At 65.5% G+C, this 19,660-nt stretch carries 19 protein-coding genes and 2 tRNA genes; 9 read left to right on the top strand and 12 right to left on the bottom strand.

The annotated features are described in order from the left end of the window. Window positions 1–2 precede the first annotated feature (2 nt). From J2X06_RS05675 to J2X06_RS05665, 3 genes are read left to right on the top strand one after another with little or no spacing between them, the layout of a single operon-like run. Window positions 3–1,277, top strand: coding sequence for a hypothetical protein (locus tag J2X06_RS05675; protein ID WP_310059436.1), 1,275 nt, complete (start codon window positions 3–5; stop codon window positions 1,275–1,277). Continuing rightward, a complete protein-coding gene (gene mutY, locus J2X06_RS05670; protein WP_310059435.1) occupies window positions 1,274–2,359 on the top strand; it encodes an A/G-specific adenine glycosylase in 1,086 nt (361 codons plus the stop codon). Before J2X06_RS05675 ends, mutY begins: the two co-directional genes overlap by 4 nt. 3 nt (window positions 2,360–2,362) lie before the next feature. Then, complete coding sequence (locus J2X06_RS05665) at window positions 2,363–2,635, top strand: oxidative damage protection protein (RefSeq protein WP_310059433.1); 273 nt, start codon at window positions 2,363–2,365, stop codon at window positions 2,633–2,635. 36 nt (window positions 2,636–2,671) lie between these two features. Here the strand turns inward: J2X06_RS05665 and J2X06_RS05660 are convergent, their stop codons facing one another. Both J2X06_RS05660 and J2X06_RS05655 read right to left on the bottom strand, forming a co-directional pair. Next, window positions 2,672–3,109 (bottom strand): DUF6491 family protein, encoded by a 438-nt coding sequence (locus J2X06_RS05660; protein WP_310059429.1) that lies wholly within the window; start codon window positions 3,107–3,109, stop codon window positions 2,672–2,674. 200 nt (window positions 3,110–3,309) lie between these two features. Continuing rightward, window positions 3,310–3,385, bottom strand: a tRNA-Phe gene (locus J2X06_RS05655). Window positions 3,386–3,895: 510 nt separating this feature from the next. On the opposite strand from J2X06_RS05655, the gene J2X06_RS05650 reads away from it, so the two are divergent. The 6 genes from J2X06_RS05650 to J2X06_RS05625 all read left to right on the top strand — a co-directional run bounded on the left by J2X06_RS05650 (window position 3,896) and on the right by J2X06_RS05625 (window position 11,935). After that, window positions 3,896–4,375 carry an LEA type 2 family protein gene (locus J2X06_RS05650; protein WP_310061267.1) on the top strand — a complete coding sequence of 160 codons (480 nt, stop codon included), beginning with the start codon at window positions 3,896–3,898 and terminating at the stop codon, window positions 4,373–4,375. A gap of 119 nt (window positions 4,376–4,494) precedes the next feature. Continuing rightward, window positions 4,495–6,279, top strand: coding sequence for an acyl-CoA dehydrogenase C-terminal domain-containing protein (locus J2X06_RS05645; protein WP_310059426.1), 1,785 nt, complete (start codon window positions 4,495–4,497; stop codon window positions 6,277–6,279). Window positions 6,280–6,490: 211 nt separating this feature from the next. Further along, window positions 6,491–7,177, top strand: a complete 687-nt coding sequence (locus J2X06_RS05640) for an HNH endonuclease (protein ID WP_310059424.1) — start codon at window positions 6,491–6,493, stop codon at window positions 7,175–7,177. A gap of 127 nt (window positions 7,178–7,304) precedes the next feature. After that, a complete protein-coding gene (locus tag J2X06_RS05635; RefSeq protein ID WP_310059423.1) occupies window positions 7,305–8,411 on the top strand; it encodes a hypothetical protein in 1,107 nt (368 codons plus the stop codon). A gap of 82 nt (window positions 8,412–8,493) precedes the next feature. Continuing rightward, window positions 8,494–10,413 carry a 1-deoxy-D-xylulose-5-phosphate synthase gene (dxs, locus tag J2X06_RS05630; RefSeq protein WP_310059422.1) on the top strand — a complete coding sequence of 640 codons (1,920 nt, stop codon included), beginning with the start codon at window positions 8,494–8,496 and terminating at the stop codon, window positions 10,411–10,413. A 136-nt stretch (window positions 10,414–10,549) separates the two neighbouring features. Next, complete coding sequence (locus J2X06_RS05625) at window positions 10,550–11,935, top strand: hypothetical protein (protein WP_310059421.1); 1,386 nt, start codon at window positions 10,550–10,552, stop codon at window positions 11,933–11,935. Window positions 11,936–11,981: 46 nt separating this feature from the next. On the opposite strand, the gene J2X06_RS05620 is transcribed toward J2X06_RS05625, so the two are convergent. The 10 genes from J2X06_RS05620 to infC form a co-directional block, all read right to left on the bottom strand. After that, the gene (locus J2X06_RS05620; RefSeq protein WP_430539501.1) at window positions 11,982–12,977 is read right to left on the bottom strand and encodes a TraB/GumN family protein; all 996 of its coding nucleotides are present in this window, start codon (window positions 12,975–12,977) and stop codon (window positions 11,982–11,984) included. Between the two features lie 142 nt (window positions 12,978–13,119). After that, window positions 13,120–13,320: a hypothetical protein gene (locus tag J2X06_RS05615; RefSeq protein ID WP_310059417.1), complete on the bottom strand. Its 201-nt coding sequence runs from the start codon at window positions 13,318–13,320 to the stop codon at window positions 13,120–13,122. Window positions 13,321–13,615: 295 nt separating this feature from the next. Continuing rightward, window positions 13,616–13,692: transfer RNA gene (locus J2X06_RS05610), tRNA-Pro, on the bottom strand. Between the two features lie 100 nt (window positions 13,693–13,792). Further along, window positions 13,793–14,149 carry a MerR family transcriptional regulator gene (locus tag J2X06_RS05605; RefSeq protein ID WP_194929364.1) on the bottom strand — a complete coding sequence of 119 codons (357 nt, stop codon included), beginning with the start codon at window positions 14,147–14,149 and terminating at the stop codon, window positions 13,793–13,795. Next, complete coding sequence (locus J2X06_RS05600) at window positions 14,142–14,444, bottom strand: integration host factor subunit alpha (RefSeq protein WP_194929363.1); 303 nt, start codon at window positions 14,442–14,444, stop codon at window positions 14,142–14,144. Before J2X06_RS05600 ends, J2X06_RS05605 begins: the two co-directional genes overlap by 8 nt. 32 nt (window positions 14,445–14,476) lie before the next feature. Beyond that, complete coding sequence (pheT, locus tag J2X06_RS05595; RefSeq protein WP_310059408.1) at window positions 14,477–16,849, bottom strand: phenylalanine--tRNA ligase subunit beta; 2,373 nt, start codon at window positions 16,847–16,849, stop codon at window positions 14,477–14,479. Between the two features lie 99 nt (window positions 16,850–16,948). Next, window positions 16,949–17,944, bottom strand: coding sequence for a phenylalanine--tRNA ligase subunit alpha (pheS, locus tag J2X06_RS05590; RefSeq protein ID WP_310059405.1), 996 nt, complete (start codon window positions 17,942–17,944; stop codon window positions 16,949–16,951). Between the two features lie 256 nt (window positions 17,945–18,200). Then, a complete protein-coding gene (gene rplT / locus J2X06_RS05585; protein ID WP_194929360.1) occupies window positions 18,201–18,560 on the bottom strand; it encodes a 50S ribosomal protein L20 in 360 nt (119 codons plus the stop codon). Between the two features lie 12 nt (window positions 18,561–18,572). Beyond that, a complete protein-coding gene (gene rpmI / locus J2X06_RS05580) occupies window positions 18,573–18,770 on the bottom strand; it encodes a 50S ribosomal protein L35 (RefSeq protein WP_027083463.1) in 198 nt (65 codons plus the stop codon). A gap of 325 nt (window positions 18,771–19,095) precedes the next feature. Next, window positions 19,096–19,617, bottom strand: coding sequence for a translation initiation factor IF-3 (gene infC, locus J2X06_RS05575; RefSeq protein ID WP_310061264.1), 522 nt, complete (start codon window positions 19,615–19,617; stop codon window positions 19,096–19,098). Window positions 19,618–19,660: the final 43 nt, after the last annotated feature.

Genomic DNA, 19,660 nt, shown 5'->3' with positions numbered 1-19,660 from the left:
GCATGCCCGCGCCGGAGACCCGCCAACAGGAACGCCCACGCTCCCGCCGCCCGGTGGTGTGGATCGCAATCGCGGTCATCGTGCTGTTGTTGCTGCTGGCATTGCGCTGGGTATCGCAACCCAGCCAGATCGCGGGGCTGATCCTGCGCCAGGTTGGCCATGCGCTCGGACTTGAGATCACGGCGCGCGGAGCCAGCGAGTACCGCCTGCGCGGTACGCCGATGCTTGCCATTCGCGACGTCGTCGCGCGCCAGCCCGGTGCCAGCACGCCGCTGCTGCGCGCCGAGCGCATCAGGCTGGAGCTTCCCTGGTCGACCGTGCGCGCCCGTGGCGCCGACCTGACGATCACGCGCATCGAACTGGATGCGCCACAGGTGGATATTGCCGCGCTGCAGCGCTGGCTGGCGACGCGCCCGCCATCGAAAACGCGCATCCCCACGCTCACCGATGGTCTGCACATGGTGCGCGGACGCGTGACGGGCGACGGCTGGTCGGTCGAAGCCATCGATCTCGATCTGCCTGACCTGCATCCGCAACAACCGGCTAAGGCGCAGTTGCGCGGACGCCTCATCAGCGGCGAAGTGCGTGTTCCATTCGACCTCGATGCTGCGATGACACGGCCCGCTGCGGGCGCCGGTGTCGGTCTTTCAGGCGACATCTCGATCCAATCCAAGCCGTGGACGCTCGCAACGGACACCACGCTGTCCGGCCGCCTGCACAGCGGCGACGACGGCGTCGGCCTGGACCGTCTGCGCGTGGCTGCCGATGCGCATTACCGCAATGGCGATGCCGACCAACCGTTCGTACTCGGCCTGGCCGGCCGACTGCGCATGCACGAAGGCGATCTCGACATCGCGCCGCTCGGCCTGGCTGTGCGGGGACACGGTTTGATTCCAACGCTGGACGCCCGTGGCGGCTTCGAGCTCGGCGACGCCCTGGCCATGCAACTCGACGGCGACATCGCGCAATGGCCCGAATCCTGGCCGGCGTTGCCAGCGCCGATCGGGCAATCGACATCGTCCCTTCCCTTCCAACTCATGTACCGCGGACAAGCCGATCTGTCGGCGGTCACCTCGCTGCAACTTCATCGCGACGGCACCGCCTTCGACGGCCGTTTTCGCCTGCCGCAGATGCTGAACTGGATTGACGCCGGCGCGCAGGGCTCACCGCTGCCGCCGCTGGACGGCCGCCTCGCCTCGCCGCGGATCGAAATCGCCGGCGTAGTGCTGGAAGGCATCGAAATCCAGTTCGGCGACGACGCACCGACCTCACCATGACCGACACCTTCGCTACACGCCTGCTGGCCTGGTTCGACGTCAGCGGCCGCCACGACCTGCCCTGGCAGCACCCGCGCACGCCGTACCGCGTATGGCTGTCGGAGATCATGCTGCAGCAGACGCAGGTCAAGACCGCTGCACCTTATTTCGAGCGTTTCGTCGCGGCACTGCCGACGCTTTGCGACCTGGCACGGGCGCCGCTCGACGACGTGCTCGCCCTGTGGTCCGGGCTGGGCTACTACGCCCGTGCACGCAATCTCCACGCTGCCGCCAAGCTCTGCGTCGAACGACACGGCAGCGACCTGCCCCGCGACATCGATGCGCTGACCGCCCTGCCCGGCATCGGCCGCAGCACGGCTGCCGCGATCCTCTCGCAGGCCTGGTGCGACCGCTTCGCCATCCTCGACGGCAACGTCAAGCGCGTGCTCAGCCGCTATCACGGGATCGACGGATGGCCGGGGCTTCCCGTGGTGGAGAAGCGTCTGTGGAAGCTGGCCGACGAGCACGTCGCAAATCCGGACCTGCCCGATGCGCGCATGGCGGATTACACCCAGGCGCAGATGGATCTTGGCGCGACGCTATGCACGCGCAGCGATCCCGCATGCGTGCTGTGTCCGTTGCAACAGGATTGCGTGGCGCGCCGCGAAGGACGTACCACAGAACTTCCGACTGCCAAGCCCGGCAAGACCCCGCCACAGAAATACGCGCATGTGCTCTGGGCGGAAGACGCAGACGGTCGCATCCTGCTGCAACGTCGCCCGCCTACCGGCATCTGGGCATCGCTGTGGACGCTGCCGCAGACGGAAGATGAAGCCCTGGCGATGCAGTGGTTCGACGCCCATCTGACCGGCGAGCGTTCGCGCGCGCAGGCGCTTGCACCTGTCGCGCACGCCTTCAGCCATTACAAGCTGCAGTTGCAACCACTGCGCTGGCGCGGCGCGTCATTGCGCAACCGTATCGGCGACAATGACGACCTGCGCTGGGTCGCCCGCGAGGAGCTGGCCACGCTGGGCATCCCCGCCCCGATTCGCAAGCTCCTGGAAGCCAGCCTCCCGCTGGAATCGTGCATACCGGAATCCTGAAACATGCCGCGCACCATCTACTGCGAATACGAGCAACGCGAAACCGAAGGCCTGGACTTCGTGCCGTGGCCGGGCGAACTGGGCAAGCGCATCTTCGCCCACATCGGCAAGACGGCCTGGGCGGCGTGGCTGGCACACCAGACCATGCTGATCAACGAGAACCGTCTCTCGCCGCTCGATCCCAAGCATCGTGCCTTCCTCGAAGGCGAGATGCAGAAGTTCCTCTTCAGCCGCGACGCGGCAAAACCCGCCGGCTACGTTCCGCCGGAGGACTGACGCGGCCCGTTGGGGCAATCGCGTAAGGGACAGTGATCAGCTTTCACGTGCAGCCGTATCGGCCGCACGCTTCTCCTGCTCGGCCTGTTTCAGCGCCTTGACGTTGACCGGACGAATGTCCTCGATCCAGCAGGGAATCTGGTCGGCGCCGCGCCCCACCACGATCACCTTGTCGAAACGCCGGTAGACCCGGCCGAACTGGTTGGTCACGGTGATGGCCTGGGCAAAGTCCAGCTCCGGGCAGGTGCCGTTGAGTTCCAGCAGATAGGCCTCGCTGGGGCGGGTCCATATCGCCACGGCGTTCTCGCCTAGCGGCGTCCAGCCGTCCAGGCGTCCGAAATACTGGAAGTTTTCGACCGAGGCGCCGGCGTTGGCGCGGTACAACTCGAGCCGGTCGGCTTCGCGCATCTTCGGATCGCTGGCACAGGCGGAGAAAGCGAACAGGAGGCTGATCGCGAACAGGAGGATCTTCATCGTCGGACTCCTCGCCAACCGGACGCTGGTGGATTCCGGCCTGGCGCTGGCGGGTTCAAGTCCATGATGCGCTCGCCGTTGCCTCGCGAATTATCCCCGCCGAACGTGTTCAGCGAACGTAAGGACAACGGCATGCCAAGAAACGCAAAAGGGCTGCGCCTTCGCGCAACCCTTCGCCTGTACTCAAAGTCCACCGCAAATGGTGGCCGGGGAGGGAATCGAACCCCCGACACGGGGATTTTCAATCCCCTGCTCTACCAACTGAGCTACCCGGCCGCATCACGGCAGGCCGTGTGAGGTGCGCGATGATACGGGCATCGAGCGGAACTGGCAAGCATCCGGAACGCGGAATTCGTGCCTGCGGCGGGCTTGCATCCGGCCCAATCGCATGGCAAATGCTGGCGTCTCGGGCCAACTGCGCAGAACGCAATCCAGGCGGTGACCCCCCGCAGATCACGACGCTCCGCATGCAGGCGGACGCGAACCCGACCGCGCCGTTGCGCGGCTGCGATATCGTTGCGACGTCGTACCGATCCGAAGAACGCAACGTGCGGGATGCCGCCGCACCGAGAGGGATCCATGCGAATCCTCATCGCAGATGATCACCCGATTATTTGCATCGCGCTGGACGAGATGCTGAGGACCGCGTTTGCGCAAACCGCCACTTCCATCCAGTCGTCAGCGACAGCGATGCCCTCCGACCCGTCGGAGCGTCGCGCTCGTTGCCCCTACCCCGGTGTATTCTCGTTTTTCGGATCGTGACGGAGTGGCTGCGGCATGAAGGCGATGTGGGGATTGGGGCGGGCCTTGGGAGCAATGCTGGTGGTGGGTCTGCTGTTGGCCGCCTGTACAAGCGGACCGGTACGCCGTGTATCCGAACCCTCTGCCCGACTCCAGCAGCTGAGCGTCCGCGCCGACGGCAGCTGGTCGGCGGAAGTTCGCATAGAGAACTTCAGCAGCATCCCGATGCGCTTCGATTCCCTCGACCTGACCCTCCAATTCGGCGACGAACTCGCCGGGCACCTGCTGGCGCAGCCGGCGATCTCGATCGGACCGGAGTCGGCGGACGTGGTCACCATCGACCTCAAGCCCGCCGCTGCCGCCAAGTTCGCCGTAGCCGACGCCCTCGCCGGGGGGCGCAGCATCGCCTACTCGCTGGAAGGTCGAATCGATGTCACCCCCGACGAAGCCAAGCAGCGCAGTTTCGATATCAAGCGCACCAGCGCCCTGAGCCCCGCACCGGGTCTCCCGGGCGTCCTGCGCTAGGCGCCAGCCCCCCATTTCTCCGCCAGGCCCGCCCCCCCCGAACACTTGACCCAAAAACCAAACAAGCGTTTGATGGACATCCTGCCCAGCACCCGCCACTTGAGTAATCGAGATCCATCATGAGCACCTACCAAGCCCCCCTTGCCGACATGCGTTTCGCCCTGTTCGACGTGCTAGGTGCGGAATCCGTGTTCCAGCGCCTGGGCTATGCAGAAGCGACGCGTGACGTGCTCGATGCCGTGCTGGACGAAGCCGCGCGCTTCACCGGCACCGTGCTGGCGCCACTGAATGCGGTGGGCGACCGTGAGGGCTGCAAGCTCGATCGCGATACCGGCGCGGTCACCACGCCCGCCGGCTTCAAGCAGGCCTATGCGCAGTACGTGGACGGCGGCTGGGCCGGACTGACGTCCCCGGTCGAGTTCGGCGGCCAGGGCATGCCGCACGCGGCAGGCGTTCCGCTGAAGGAAATGATCGACGCGGCCAACCTGTCGTGGGGCAACTTCCCCCTGCTCTCGCATGGCGCCACCGAAGCCCTGCTGCACTACGGCGAGGCATGGCAGCAGGAAGCGTTCCTCAAGCCGCTGATCGAAGGCCGCTGGACCGGCACGATGTGCCTGACAGAGCCGCATTGCGGCACTGACCTCGGCCTGCTCAAGACCCGCGCCGAACCGCAGGCCGACGGCAGCTACGCCATCGCCGGCACCAAGATCTTCATTACCGCCGGCGAGCACGACTTCACCGACAACATCGTCCACCTGGTGCTGGCACGCCTGCCGGACGCGCCCGCCGGAAGCAAGGGCATCTCGCTGTTTGTCGTGCCCAAGCGCCGCGTCGATCGTGAAGGCAACATGGGCGAAGCCAACGCCGTTCGCTGCGGCAGCCTGGAACACAAGATGGGCATCCACGGCTCGGCCACGTGCGTGATGAACTTCGATGGCGCGCAGGGCTATTTGGTCGGGCAACCGAACAAGGGCCTGATGGCGATGTTCGTCATGATGAACACCGCGCGGCTTGCGGTGGGCCTGCAGGGACTGGGCGTGTCCGATCGTGCGCTGCAGAACGCGCTGCGCTACTCGCGCGAGCGCTTGCAGATGCGCGCGCTGTCGGGCCCGAAGTTCCCCGACAAGCCGGCCGATCCGATCATCGTCCATCCCGACGTGCGCCGCATGCTGCTGACGTGCAAGGCACTGGTCGAAGGCGGACGGCTCATGGGTTACGACGCCGCCCTGCAGGTCGACATCGCCACGCATGGGGCCGACACCGCAGAGCGCGAACAGGCCGATGCCCTGCTCGGCTTCCTCACGCCGATCGTCAAGGCCTGCCTGACGGAATGGGGCGTGGAGTGCACGTACAACGCACTGCAGTGCTTCGGTGGTCACGGATACATCGCCGAGCACGGCATGGAGCAGTTGGCCCGCGATGCGCGCATCACCACGCTGTACGAGGGGACCACTGGCATCCAGGCGCTCGACCTGCTGGGTCGCAAGGTCTTGCAGATGCAGGGCGCGGGCCTGAAGGTGTTCCTGGCCCAGGTGGAAAAATTCTGCGAGGAACAAGCGGGCAATGCCGCGGTTGCCGAATTCATCGGCCCGCTGCGCGAGAAAGCCGCACAATGGCAGCAGATGACCGTGCAGGTCGGCAAGCGGGCCGCTGCCAATCCCGACGAGATCGGTGCTGCGTCGTACGACTACCTCATGTATTCGGGCTACGTCGTGCTCGCCTACTGGTGGGCGCGCAGCGTGGCGGCCAGCGAGGCCTCTTCGCAGCCAGCCGATTTCAAGGCCGGCAAGCGTGAAACCGCGCGCTTCTACTACGGGCGGATCCTGCCGCGGACGCTGGCTCACGCCGCTGCCGTCGCCAGTGGCGCCGATACGCTGACCACACTGGAAGCCGACGCGTTCTGATGCCCGTGCGCGAGCCATGCCCCGCTCCGATGAAGCGGGGCTGGTTTCGACAGCTGCAAGTTGTGCGCGCGGTCACGGTGAAATCGAGCCTGACTGGCTGAAACCTCCAGTCGAAATATCCAAGACAGACTGTGGTCGCAGCGAGTCGGCAACCTGCGTCCGCCTGCCCCGTGTGCAAATCGTCATCTTTCGGGTATAAGCTGAATACCCGATGGAGACCGATAGAGCGAAGCTTCGCCTGGTCCAAGCCGGCACCCTTGCTGATTCGATTCAGCCTGGCCCGGCCACTTTCGATGTCTCCGGCAATAACAGCCCAAACCCGGTCTCGCGACTCAATGCGGTGCGCCTGTTGTCGCTCGATGCGCACGGCCGCGCCTTGGACTGGATCAGTTGGCAAGAAGCCACTTGCCTGTACGTTCGCGATGCGGTTGCCTGGACGTTGGGCGACCCTTGTTTGGAGGTTCATGGCGGCACCTGCCGGCGCACCGGCCAGCAGAGCACCATCTCGCTGCATCCGATCGTCGCCGCACGTGGTCATGCGCACGCACACTCGTGGGATCCGACGCCAGCCTTGACCAATGCCGCGCTGTTCGCACGCGATGGCTATCTGTGCCTGTACTGCGGTAACGAGTTCCACCGCCCGCAGCTGACCCGCGACCATGTCATGCCGGTCTCCAAGGGCGGCCGCGATCTTTGGGAGAATGTCGTCGCCGCCTGCTTCCACTGCAATTCGCGCAAGGGCAACCGGACCCCGCAGCAGGCCAGCATGCCGCTGTTGGCGGTCCCTTACCGGCCAAGCTGGGTCGAACACCTGATCCTGAGCAACCGCAACATCCTGGCCGACCAGATGACCTTCCTGCGCAGCCAACTGCCACAGAAATCGCGACTGGTGACCTGACCGCCAAGAGTGGGGTCCTTCGGCGCCATAGACATCCACGGTGCCCTGCCCCCCTCGGCAGCGCGTTGACGGCGGTGGGGTTGTCCGCAACACTCGGCGGACCTTTGCAAATATTTGGACGCGACGAATGCGCCCCACTTTGGGTCTCACCGGGATGGATCCGGTTACGGAGTCAGCACTGCAGGCGGCCTTCGCTGACGCCAACGCCCAAGTCGGAGGCCATTGGCAACTGCTTCCTGATGCAGTAGCCGACTATGTCGTGGTCGACATGGACAGCATGTACGGCCCGATGAGCTGGCTGCGCCTGCATGGTGCTGGCAAGACCGTGATCGGCCTGACTTCCGCATCGCGGGTCCAGACCGAGTACCGGCTGGGCAAGCCCTTCGGTGGCAACGAACTCAGGGCGCTGCTGCAGCAGCTCGACTCGGGCACCCCGGAGGTGCGCGTTTCGACCCCCGCCGTCGTCGAGACGCCCGAGCCGATGCCCGTTGTCGAGGCCACGACGTCGGCCGAGGCCGCTTCTGTTGAAGAGGCCACAGCCCCGACCAGTACTCCGTCGGCCACGGTGGAATCGTTGGCAGTCGCCCCGTCCGCGAACCTGGCCACGCCCGCCGTCGAACCTGCGGCCCAGTCGCCGGTTGCTGCGGCACAGGCGCCCGCGCCGTCGGCCCCGGCCGCGCGCACGCTCGTGGACTGGCTGATAGCCGGAACCCTGGCGGACCGCGTCCGGCTGGAGCGCGACTCCCAGGTGCTGCTCATCGATACGACGCGCCGTCAGTATCACGGTCCGGCGTTGCTCAAGCCGCTGGCCGGCATCCTCCAAACCACACTCGGCGAAGAGTCGTTCGTTGCGGTGGATTCGACGGATTGGGACCGACAGGTCGCAGCGCTGGGCACCGCCCAGCCGTTGAGCCGCCTGCTCTGGTTCGGCGCCCTGCTGGCGGACCGTGGCCGCCTGGCGTCGGGCTTCGATGCGGCCGCGCGCTATCAGTTGCTCAAATGGCCGCAGACCGAACGCGAGTTCCCCAAGCACTTCCGCGTCGCCACGGCGATGATGAAGGGCCCGGCGACACTGCCGGAGATCGCCGAGGCCAGCGGCGTGACCCTCGAAGAGGCCACGGATTTCGTCAATGCCAACCTGGCGACGGGGTTCGCCGAGCCTTTCCGCGAACCCGAGCCCGAAACCGATCCGCCCAAGCCCAGCGGCCTGTTCGGTCGCCTGCGCGGCCGCTGAGCGCGGTCGCCTGCGCAGCCGCGCCTTGCCGGGGCGCGGCTACGGCGGGACAATTGGCGGCTAATCGCCAGATCCCGTCGTAATGATCGATCAGCAGCGCTACCCGCGTCTCTCCCGCATCGAAGTTCCCGCCGACCTGCGCCAGTTCCCGGAAGAGGAACTGACCGCGATCGCCGACGAACTGCGCGCCTACTTGATCGAACAGGTCGCCAGGGTCGGCGGCCATTTCGGCGCAGGGCTGGGCGTCATCGAGCTGACCGTCGCCCTGCACTGGCTGTACGAGACGCCGGTCGACCGTCTGGTCTGGGACGTGGGCCATCAGTGCTACCCGCACAAGATTCTCACCGGGCGGCGCGACACGATCCACACTGTCAAGCAGAGGGACGGCGTTGCGCCGTTCCCCAAGCGCGAGGAGTCCGAGTACGACACCTTCGGGGTGGGGCATTCGTCCACGTCGATCTCCGCGGCGCTGGGCATGGCCATCGCGCTGCAGCGGATGGGCGACGAACGCAAGGTCGTGGCAGTGATCGGCGATGGCGCGATCACCGGTGGCATGGCCTTCGAGGCGCTCGCCCACGCCGGCGGCATGGGCGACGAGCCGGGCGGCATCGAGCCGAACCTGCTGGTCATCCTCAACGACAACCAGATGTCGATCTCGGAGAACGTCGGCGGGGTCACGCGCATGCTCGGTCGCCTGACCGGCAGCCGCACGCTCAACGCGATCCGCGAAGGCGGCAAGAAACTGCTGGGCGACAAGCACGGCGCTCCGGCCCGGTTCGTGAAGCGTTGGGAAGAACACTGGAAGGGCATGTTCGTGCCCTCCACGTTCTTCGAGGAACTGGGCTTCCACTACACCGGCCCGATCGACGGCCACGACATGGAAGCGCTGATGGGCGCGCTGAAGACGCTCAAGGGACTCAAGGGCCCGCAGCTGCTCCACATCATCACCACCAAGGGCAAGGGCTACGAACTCGCCGAGGGCGACCAGATCGGCTACCACGCCGTGAGTCCGTTCGACCCGGCCCAGGGCATGGTCAGCAAGCCCGGCGCAAAGAAACCGACCTACACCGACGTCTTCGGTGAGTGGCTGTGCGACATGGCCGCTGCGGACGACAAGCTGATGGGAATCACCCCCGCGATGCGCGAAGGCTCCGGCCTGGTGCGTTTCAGCAGGGAATACCCACAGCGTTATTTCGATGTCGCCATCGCCGAGCAGCACGCCGTCACCCTCGCCGCCGGAATGGCCTGCGAAGGCACCAAGCCGGTGGTGGCGATCTACTCGACGTTCCTGCAGCGCGGCTACGACCAACTGGTGCACGACGTCGCCATCCAGAACCTCGATGTGCTGTTCGCGATCGACCGCGGCGGCGTGGTGGGTCCGGACGGCGCCACCCACGCCGGCAACCTCGACCTGAGCTACCTGCGGTGCGTACCGAACATGGTGGTGATGGCGCCGGCCGACGAGAACGAATGCAGGCAGATGCTCAGCACCGGCTTCCAATACGCCGGCCCGGCAGCGGTGCGCTACCCGCGCGGCACCGGCCCCGGCGTGGCCGTGCAGACAACGCTGGACACGCTGCCGATCGGCAAGGCGGAGTTGCGCAGTCGCGGCCGCGGCATCGTCCTGCTCGCCTTCGGCGCGGTCGTGGCGGCCGCGGAAAAGGTCGGCAAGGAACTCGGCCTGACCGTGGTCAACATGCGCTTTGTGAAGCCGCTCGACCGCGCGATGATCCTCGAACTCGCCAACAGCCACGACGTCTTCGTGACGATCGAGGACAACGTGGTCGCTGGCGGCGCGGGTTCCGGCGTTGCCGAACTGCTCGCATCCGAAGGCATTACGCTGCCGGTCCTGCACCTTGGCCTGCCCGATGCATTCCAGCATCACGCCAGCCGCGAACAACTGCTCGAGGAAGCGGGCCTCGACGTCGCCGGCATCCGCGAAGCCGTGATGCAGCGTTGGCCCGATCTGGCAAATACCAAGCCACGAAGCGCTGCGCTCTGAAAAATTCCGGGTGACACCCATCGATGCACCGTGGCCGTTCAGCGCAACGAGTCGCGTCAAGCCACACTGTAGAGCGGGATGCTGAGTACACCGCGAAGGGCGCGGTCCAGCAGTTCCTGATGCAGGAGATTGAGCTGTGGGCACACCGGCACCCTTTCGGTGCGGATTCGAAACCATCGGCAACGCCACCATCCTGGTCTATGACCAGGGCATGCCGTTGCTCGCCACCGATCCGTGGATAGAAGGATCGAGCTATTTCGGAAGCTGGACGCTCAGCCATGAGATCCCGCCGGCGCAGATGCAGGCGGCGAGGCAGGCGCCCTTCGTCTGGTTCTCGCACGGTCATCCCGACCATCTCAATCCGGAATCGCTGCCACTGTTCCTCGGCCGCACCATCCTGCTGCCCGACCATCGCGGGCAGCGGATCCACGATGACCTGGAGCGCATGGGCCACACGGTGAAGGTGCTGCCGCAGAAGGAATGGGTCACGTTGTCGCCGCACGTGCGCGTGCAATGCCTGTCCGATTACTACCAGGACGCGATCCTGCTGATCGACGTCGGCGGGCGCCTGCTGGTCAACACCAACGACGCAATCGACCGCGGCTGGGGCCGCCATGTCCGGCGAGTGATCAAGGAGTTCGACAAGAGCTTCCTGCTCGCATTGATCGGCTACGGCGATGCGGACATGATCAACTACTACCGGGAGGATGGAAGCTTCATCGTCCCCAAGGCTGGACTGAAGCTTCCGGTCGGACGGATGGTCAAGCAAAGCGCCGAGAGTTACGGTGTCACTCACTACATCCCGTTCTCGACGATGCACAAGTACCAACGTGCAGATTCCCTGTGGGCCCATGAATACACCACGCCCATCTCGGACTTCGCCACCGGCTTCGAATCGAAGACTGTGGAACTGCTACCCGCCTTCACGCGCTGGAACTGCGAGAACGACGAACACTATCCCATCGACCCGAGGCCGAACGACGGCCGCGTGTTCGCGCCCATCGAATTCGGCGACGACTGGGGCGACGTGCTTAGTGCCGACGACCAGATCCAATGCCGCGCTTACTTCCAGCGTGTCGAACATCTGGCGACCTGGCTCGATTCGGTCGTGCTGCGCGTCGGCGCAAACGATTTCGAGATCCCGCTCGGGCGAGGCCACGACCGTAGCCTGCGCTTCGATGTGCCGCGCAACTCGCTCATGACCGCAGTCGAGTACCGGATCTTCGACGATCTACTGATTGGCAATTTCATGAAGACCACGTTGATTGGCACCTGGCCGCGCTCCGGGCTCTATCCGGACTTCACGCCCTACGTCGCGCGCTACTCGGACCAGGCCGAGGCGAATACGCGCGAGGAACTCGACGAGTATTTCGAGGCGTATCGCCAGCGCGACCCGATGGAGTTCTGGCGCCACAGGATGGAGATGAAGGCGATCGATTTCTTCCGGTCGTCGGTAGCGGGCGATTCGCCGATCTACTCCCGGGCCAAGGCTGTGTACTGGGCGCTGAAGCGCGCCGTGTGATGCCGCCAGGGTGATCTCGCGATGGCGCCTGCCGCGCACGACCGCGTTAGGGCGCCTCCACCGTGTAGCCCCTGGCCTGTAGCTTGGCGATGTAACCGTCCGGCTTGAGCAACTCCCGCATGGGCAGCACGGCGAAGGTGACGGCATTGTTGGCCAGCGCTTTTTCAGCGGTTCCCAGCCAGCGTGCCTCCACCTGCGCCTCGATGTCACCAGCGCGTTTGCGCAACACGCCGGCCTGTGCGGCGGCGCGCAGGCAAGCCTCGTTCTGGTCGCTGTAGGGGAGCGCGCGCAAGGCTTCCAGGTCACCTATCGCCCAGGCGTTGGCGCGCTCACGCATCGTGCCCAGGTCGGACTCCAGCCGCTGCAGGGTCTTACCAAAGCAATCCAGGTCGTCCAGCCTCGACTCGCGGAACTCCGTCAGGGCCACCTTCGGGTCGGAAATGGCGATCGTTACCAGCGGTGAAGTCTTGCTGACCTTGTACCGCCTGACCGCGCGATCGATCACAGGCGCGACCACGCCACTCTGTTTCAGGCCGGTGTCTTCGATCGCCTCCTGGTACAACTCCATCGCCGCGAACATGGGGCGCCATTGTTCGACTCCGGCGTCATTGCCCATGTACTTGCGCTTGAGCACCAGCCAGCGAGCGTACATGTCCGCCGGCACCACCTGCTGCAGCGTCTGGCCGTCCGGATTCTTGCGCGCAGCAAAGGCCTTGGGCAGCAGGGTCAGGCGCTGGAAGAAACCCACGTCGGCATCGATCCTCACTCCCGGCGATTCGATGTATTCCTGCGCCTGCGCGATCACCGCCTCGACATCGCGCGCCTCCCATTCCATGCGCTTGGGCAGCGGCGATATCGTGCCGAGAACCCACAGCGCATGATCACCCTTCGAGACCTTCCACATCCCCGGCCCCGGCTGCACGCCGCTGACGACGACGGTGTCGAGATCGCGGATCGGCGCCTCGGAAGGCGGCTGCTCCTGCGCGAACGCTCGGGAAATGGCCATGAAGGTCAGGCAGGAAACCAAAAGAACTCGGCGCATGGACGTCCTTGCTGCTTCGATCGGTTAGACGATCAGACTGCCACGGTGGTGTCCGGTTCCCAAACACACACAAAAAAAAGCGGACCGTTACCGGTCCGCATATCAACGCCCTCGACGCGGCGCAACGCAACGCCGCCCGGTTTCAACGGGCCGGCGCCACCATCGTGTCGAGGAACGCGATCAGGTCCGCCCGCAGCATCGGCGGATGCGACCGGAACGGAACGAGGACGTTCCGGACAAGTTCGCGGCTCTGTTCGGTGAGACTGTAGTTGCGTGCTAACAGATAGTCATCGATCAGGTCTGCTATCTCCTGCGGATTCGCAAGCGAAACGTAGCGCTCCATCGCATGTCTGTACTGGATGCTGCTCCGACTCATTGATACCCCCCGGCAAAGGCCCCTGTCACGTCATCGACGCTACGCGCGTCTACCTGACTGCGCGACGGATAACCCTGTGGGCAATCGGGATAACCCTGTGGACAACCGGTGGATTCGACGAACGGTAATTAACCGTCTGTGACGGACCGCAGGATTCTGATGATGAGGCTGCCTCGCCCGCGCAGAGAGAGTGAGCGGCGCCAGGCGGCGCTAAGGAGATCGGCTCGGAAGTCTTTCGCACTTCACCTAATCGTTGATTAGATGGTCGGGACGGCCGGATTTGAACCGACGACCCTCTGCCCCCCAGGCAGATGCGCTACCAGGCTGCGCTACGCCCCGACGTGTGCGATGTCCGCCCTCAGGCGGGCGTGAAGTATAGCGGTTTAACGCCGGATCCCGCCATGCGTCGGCGGATCTCCGTTGAAAAGACTGGAGCGGTTCAACGACGCAGCAGGTGCAGGACTTCTTCCAGCTCCATGCGCACCTGCTTGATGATCTGCGAGCTCAGCGCGGACTCGTCCTTGGCCGCCTCGCCTTCCAGGCGCAGGCGCGCGCCACCGATGGTATAGCCCTGTTCGTACAGCAGGCCGCGGATCTGCCGGACCATCAGCACTTCGTGGCGCTGGTAGTAGCGGCGGTTGCCGCGGCGCTTGACCGGATTGAGCGTCGGAAACTCGGTCTCCCAGTAGCGCAGCACGTGCGGCTTGACGTCGCACAGCTCGCTGACCTCGCCGATGGTGAAGTAGCGCTTGGCCGGGATCGGCGGAAGTTCTCGATTGCTGCCCGGATCAAGCATGCTCACCTCCGACGTAGGCTTCCACGCGTTCCTTCAACTTCTGGCCGGGGCGGAAGGTCACCACGGTCCGCGCCGAGATCGGGATCTCTTCGCCCGTTTTCGGGTTGCGGCCGGGACGCTGGTTCTTGCGACGCAGGTCGAAATTGCCGAAGCCCGACAGTTTGACCTGCCGACCGTGCTCGAGTGCCTCGCGCAGGGCGTCGAAGAACGAATCGACGAACTCCTTCGCTTCGCGCTTGTTCAGCCCGACTTCGTCGAACAGGCGTTCCGCCATTTCAGCCTTGGTCAGTGCCATCTGCTCTCCTTCCCAGCCTCAACCGCCCTACCTCAACCGCGGATCACGGCGCCGTGGCTGCGCTGCAGCGCCTCGGTCACCGAGGCCACCGCCGCGTCCACGTCGCGGTCAGTCAGGGTGCGCGTTTCATCCTGCAGAATCAAGCCCATAGCGAGACTTTTGAATCCCGGTTCCACGCCCTTGCCCTGGTAGCGGTCGAACAACACCAGATCGCGCAGGGCCGGGCCTGCGGCGGACCGAACGGCCGCGGAAACCTCGGCCCAGCTGACCTTTTCCGCGACGACGAACGCCAAGTCGCGTCGGACGGACGGGTACTTGGAAAGGTGGGTTGCCTGGGCGACGGTCCGACTGAACAGGGGGCCGAAATCGAGTTCGAAGGCGATCACTTCGGCGTCCAGGTCCAAGGTGCGCTGCAGGCGCGGATGCAACTGGCCGATCCAACCCAGGCGAACTCCGTCCCGGTACACGTCGGCCGAACGGCCGGGGTGCGCCCAGGCCGGCTGCGAGGCGCGGTATTCGAGCTCGGCCCCGGCCAGCGCGGCGAGGCTGTCCAGGTCGCCCTTGAGGTCATGGAAGCCCAGGCCCCGGGACGGCACGCTCCACTGCTCCGCCTGGGGGGAACCAATGGCGGCGCCCGCGATGCGACGGGTCTCGAGCGGCGCCTCGTTGCCGTTGGCGGCGAACACCCGGCCCAGCTCGAACAAACGGACCCGCGCCTGCTGACGTGCCGCGTTGCGACCCAGCGCGGCCACCAACCCCGGCAGCAGCGCCGTGCGCATCACGCCGAGTTCGGCGCTGAGCGGGTTGGCCAGCGGCACGCCACCGGCGTCGAGATTCCAGGCCTCAAGCAGTTGCGCATCGACGAAGGCGTAGTTCACCGCCTCCAGGTAATCGCGTGCCGCCAGTTGACGGCGCACGGCGGCTTCGTCGATGCGGGTCTCGCTCGGCGCAACCAGGCGCGAGGCCCCTCCCGGCAATGTGGTCGGGATGGCGTCGTAACCATGGATGCGCGCCACTTCTTCGATCAGATCCTCCTCGATCGCCAGATCGAAGCGACGGCTTGGCGGCACGACGCGCCAGCCTTCGGCTACGTTCTCCACGGACAGGCCAAGGCCATGCAGGATGCGACCGACCTGCTCGTCGGTAATCTGCAGGCCAAGCACCCGGGCCAGGCGCGCGCGGCGCAACAGGATCGGATGCGGCTGCTGCAGATGTTCGGGCAGCGCCGCTTCGACGACCTGTCCCGGCACGCCGCCGGCAATGTCGATGATCAGGCGGGTCGCGTATTCGATCGCGGTGGCGGGCAGTACCGGCGCGACACCGCGTTCGAATCGGTGGGCGGCATCGGTATGCAGACCCAGCTTGCGGCCGCGGCCGATGATGGCGGACGGCGCGAAGTGCGCGGCTTCCAGGAAGACGTTCTTCGTCGTGTCGGTCACGCGCGTGTCGAAGCCACCCATGATGCCGGCCAGCGCGACCACGCGGTCTGCATCGGTGATGGCCAGGAATTGGCCGTCGAGCACGACATCGCGGCCGTCGAGCAGTTTCACGCTTTCGCCAGCGCGGGCACGACGCACGCCTACCGGCCCCTTGAGCATGTCGCGATCGAACGCGTGCATCGGCTGGCCGAGTTCGAGCATGACGTACTGGGTGACATCGACCAGCAGCGACACCGGGCGGATGCCGCTGCGGCGCAGGCGCTCGGCCATCCACACCGGCGTCGGCACCGAAGCGTCGACGCCCTCGATCACCCGACCGCAATAGCGCGGCGCGTCGGCGCCCGCGTGAAGCTCCACCGCCAGGCGCGCCTGCGATTGCGGCGCAACCGGCGCGACTTCGAACGCGGCCACCTCGCCACCCGCCGCGGCGGCCACGTCGTAGGCAATGCCACGCACGCTGAAGCAGTCGGCGCGGTTGGGGGTGAGCTTGATCTCGATGGTGGCGTCGGGAAGACCCAGGTAGTGTGCAAGCGGCGCGCCAACGGGTGCATCGGCCGGCAGTTCCAGCAGGCCGGACGCATCCGGATCCACGCCCAGCTCCTTGGCCGAGCACAGCATTCCGAAGGACTCGACGCCGCGCAGCTTCGCAGCCTTGATCGCGATGCCGCCGGGCAGGTTCGCACCCACGGTCGCCAGCGGCGCTTTCAGGCCCGCGCGCGCGTTCGGCGCGCCGCAGACGATCTGCACCGTGCCGTTGCCGGTGTCGACCTGACATACCTGCAGGCGATCGGCTTCCGGGTGCTTTTCCGCGCTGAGGATCTGCGCAACGACGACGCCATCCAGCGACTCGCCCAGCTCGGCCACGTCCTCGACTTCCAGGCCGATCGCGGTCAGCGTCGCGGCGAGTTCATCGCGCGTGGCGTTGGTCGGAACGTGCTGGCGCAGCCAGTTTTCGGAGAACTTCATGTCTTGTTACCCGTAGGGCGGGCCGTGGCCCACCGGTTGTCCGTAGGGCGGGCCGAAGTCCGCCATCAAGCTTTCAAGGGTGACGGGCCCAGGCCCGCCCTATGCGAACTGGCGCAGGAAGCGCACGTCGTTCTCGAAGAAGCTGCGCAGGTCGTCCACGCCGTAGCGCAACATCGCGAAACGCTCGACACCCAGGCCGAAGGCATAGCCGGTGTACTTCTCCGGATCGATGCCGACGTTGCGCAGCACGTTCGGATGGACCATGCCGCAACCCAGCACTTCCAGCCAGCGCGTCGAACCGTCGGGCTGCTGCCAGGCGATGTCGACCTCGGCCGAGGGCTCGGTGAAGGGGAAATAGCTCGGGCGGAAGCGCATCTCGAAGTCGCGCTCGAAGAACGCGCGGACGAATTCGGCCAGCGTGCCCTTGAGGTCGGCGAAGCTTGCGTGTTCGTCGACCAGCAGGCCCTCGACCTGGTGGAACATCGGCGTATGCGTCTGGTCGCTGTCGCTGCGATAGACCTTGCCGGCGGCGATCATGCGCAGCGGTGGCTGGTGGTCGGCCATGTAGCGCACCTGCACGCCCGAGGTGTGCGTGCGCAGCAGGCGTCCGTCGCCGAAGTAGAAGGTGTCGTGCATTGCCCGCGCCGGATGGTGCGGCGGGAAGTTCAACGCCTCGAAGTTGTGCCAGTCGTCTTCGATCTCGGGGCCATCGGAGAGTTCGAAGCCCAGGCGTCCGAAGATGTCGGCGATGCGCTCGAGCGTGCGGCTGACCGGATGCAGGCCGCCGCGCGAGGCATTGATGCCCGGCAGGGTGATGTCGACGGTTTCGCCGGCCAGGCGCGCATCGAGCGCGGCATCGTCGAGTGCGACCTTGCGCTCGGTGAGCGCCGCGGCGAGCGCATCGCGCGCCGTGTTGATCGCTTCGCCGGCGGCCTTGCGCTGTTCGGGCGGCAATGCGCCGAGCTGCTTGAGCTGGGCGGTGACACTGCCGTTCTTGCCGAGCAGCGCTACGCGCAGGGCTTCGATCGCATCCGGCGAGTCCGCCGCGGCGATGTCGGTCAATGCCTGTTGCGTCAGTGATTCGATTCCACTCATAAACCGGCGAGTCTCCCAGACCACCACTTTCGTCGTCCCCGCGCAGGCGGGGATCCAGTGGCTTTGCCGCTGCTCCGACCGTATGACCGAGGCCCCACGCTACGAAGACACTGGATTCCCGCCTTCGCGGGAACGACGGCAATAAACCACGACCCAAAAACGAACATGGGGAAGGACTTGCGCCCTTCCCCATGCGTGTACTGCATTGTGCGCTCCGCGCTGCTCCCGACGAATCGGGAGGCGTGGACCGACCAACTTACGCCGCGAGCGCGCTCTTCGCCTTCTCTGCCAGCGCCGCAAAACCCTGCGCGTCGTGCACGGCGATGTCCGCCAGCACCTTGCGGTCGAGGGTGATGCCGGCCTTCAGCAGGCCGTTCATGAAACGGCTGTAGCTCATGCCGTTGATGCGGGCCGCCGCATTGATGCGGGTGATCCACAGCGAACGGAAATTGCGCTTCTTCTGCTTGCGACCGATGTAGGCGTACTGCAGGGCCTTCGTCACCGCCTGCTTGGCGACGCGGAAGACCTTGCGACGGGCGTGATAGTAGCCCTTGGCCTGCTTCAGGATTTTCTTGTGACGGCGACGCGCCGTAACACCACGCTTAACTCGTGCCATTTTTCAGTCTCCTCACAAATACGGAAGCATGCGGTCCAGACGGCCCGCGTCCTCGGCACGAACATGGTTCGTCTGCCGCAGGTTGCGCTTCCGCTTGGTCGCCTTCTTGGTGAGGATGTGGCTCTTGTTGGCGTGGCCGCACTTGTACTTGCCGGAAGCGGTCTTCCGGAAGCGCTTGGCCGCCGCCCGATTGGTCTTGATCTTGGGCATTGCGATGTCCTTTCGGATTTCGTGACTGGCCTGGGCGGTGGCTGTCGCCACTCTTTCCGTCCTGCCCTTGCCGGCTTGTAAGTCTTTGATCTTTAAAGAATCAAGACAGGTTCCTGATACAACAACTGCAAACCCGGCGAACCGGGCCGCGTATTATGCGGGCTCGTGACGGGCGTTGCAATCTTTCCTTTGAAAATCAGGGGCTTTTGACCGCCCCATCCCCGCCCGCGTAGACAGGCCAGGGCTTCCAAAGCAAAGAAGGCGCCTTCCGGCGCCCCCTCACCCCAGCCCTCTCCCGCAGGCGGGAGAGGGGATATCGCGCGGGTTACTTCTTCTTCGGCGCGATCATCATGACCATCTGGCGGCCTTCCAGGCGCGGCCGCGACTCGATCACGATGTCGTCGCCCAAGTCCGCCTCGATCCGGGCCGCCATTTCGCGACCGAGCTCCTGATGGCTCATCTCGCGGCCACGGAACCGGATGTTGACCTTGACCTTGTCGCCCTCTTCCAGGAACCGGCGCATGTTGCGCAGCTTGATCTGGTAGTCGCCTTCGTCGGTGACCGGACGGAACTTGAGTTCCTTGATCTCGACCTGCTTCGTCTTCTTCTTGGCCTCGTTGGCCTTTTTCTGCTGCTCGAAGCGGAACTTGCCGAAGTCCATGATCTTGCAGACCGGCGGATCGGCGTTGGGCTGGATTTCGACCAGATCCAGGGCCTCCTCCTCGGCCATGCGCAGCGCTTCGTCGCGCGTCAGCACGCCGATCATCTCGCCATCGCTGCCGATGACACGCACGCGCGGGACGCGGATTTCCTGGTTCTTTCGGTTCGGCTTTTCGGGGGTACTGATGTTGCAATCTCCGGTGGGGGTCGTACCGGTCGCGGGGGCGCGA

Origin of the sequence: Lysobacter niastensis, assembly GCF_031457115.1 — a bacterium.
In the GTDB taxonomy this organism is placed as follows: domain Bacteria; phylum Pseudomonadota; class Gammaproteobacteria; order Xanthomonadales; family Xanthomonadaceae; genus Lysobacter_J; species Lysobacter_J niastensis_A.
The sequence above is the reverse complement of the archived record's forward strand: the minus strand, read 5'-3'. Positions and strand labels throughout refer to the sequence as shown.

What these genes read in the sequence shown, in the direction of transcription:
- pheS (WP_310059405.1), bottom strand. Translation starts at nt 17,944, where the DNA reads ATGAGTGGAATCGAATCACTGACGCAACAGGCATTGACCGACATCGCC.
- J2X06_RS05600 (WP_194929363.1), bottom strand. Translation starts at nt 14,444, where the DNA reads ATGGCACTGACCAAGGCTGAAATGGCGGAACGCCTGTTCGACGAAGTC.
- mutY (WP_310059435.1), top strand. Translation starts at nt 1,274, where the DNA reads ATGACCGACACCTTCGCTACACGCCTGCTGGCCTGGTTCGACGTCAGC.
- J2X06_RS05645 (WP_310059426.1), top strand. Translation starts at nt 4,495, where the DNA reads ATGAGCACCTACCAAGCCCCCCTTGCCGACATGCGTTTCGCCCTGTTC.
- J2X06_RS05620 (WP_430539501.1), bottom strand. Translation starts at nt 12,977, where the DNA reads ATGCGCCGAGTTCTTTTGGTTTCCTGCCTGACCTTCATGGCCATTTCC.
- J2X06_RS05650 (WP_310061267.1), top strand. Translation starts at nt 3,896, where the DNA reads ATGTGGGGATTGGGGCGGGCCTTGGGAGCAATGCTGGTGGTGGGTCTG.
- J2X06_RS05665 (WP_310059433.1), top strand. Translation starts at nt 2,363, where the DNA reads ATGCCGCGCACCATCTACTGCGAATACGAGCAACGCGAAACCGAAGGC.
- rplT (WP_194929360.1), bottom strand. Translation starts at nt 18,560, where the DNA reads ATGGCACGAGTTAAGCGTGGTGTTACGGCGCGTCGCCGTCACAAGAAA.
- J2X06_RS05660 (WP_310059429.1), bottom strand. Translation starts at nt 3,109, where the DNA reads ATGAAGATCCTCCTGTTCGCGATCAGCCTCCTGTTCGCTTTCTCCGCC.
- rpmI (WP_027083463.1), bottom strand. Translation starts at nt 18,770, where the DNA reads ATGCCCAAGATCAAGACCAATCGGGCGGCGGCCAAGCGCTTCCGGAAG.
- dxs (WP_310059422.1), top strand. Translation starts at nt 8,494, where the DNA reads ATGATCGATCAGCAGCGCTACCCGCGTCTCTCCCGCATCGAAGTTCCC.
- J2X06_RS05635 (WP_310059423.1), top strand. Translation starts at nt 7,305, where the DNA reads ATGCGCCCCACTTTGGGTCTCACCGGGATGGATCCGGTTACGGAGTCA.
- pheT (WP_310059408.1), bottom strand. Translation starts at nt 16,849, where the DNA reads ATGAAGTTCTCCGAAAACTGGCTGCGCCAGCACGTTCCGACCAACGCC.
- J2X06_RS05605 (WP_194929364.1), bottom strand. Translation starts at nt 14,149, where the DNA reads ATGCTTGATCCGGGCAGCAATCGAGAACTTCCGCCGATCCCGGCCAAG.
- J2X06_RS05675 (WP_310059436.1), top strand. Translation starts at nt 3, where the DNA reads ATGCCCGCGCCGGAGACCCGCCAACAGGAACGCCCACGCTCCCGCCGC.
- J2X06_RS05640 (WP_310059424.1), top strand. Translation starts at nt 6,491, where the DNA reads ATGGAGACCGATAGAGCGAAGCTTCGCCTGGTCCAAGCCGGCACCCTT.
- J2X06_RS05615 (WP_310059417.1), bottom strand. Translation starts at nt 13,320, where the DNA reads ATGGAGCGCTACGTTTCGCTTGCGAATCCGCAGGAGATAGCAGACCTG.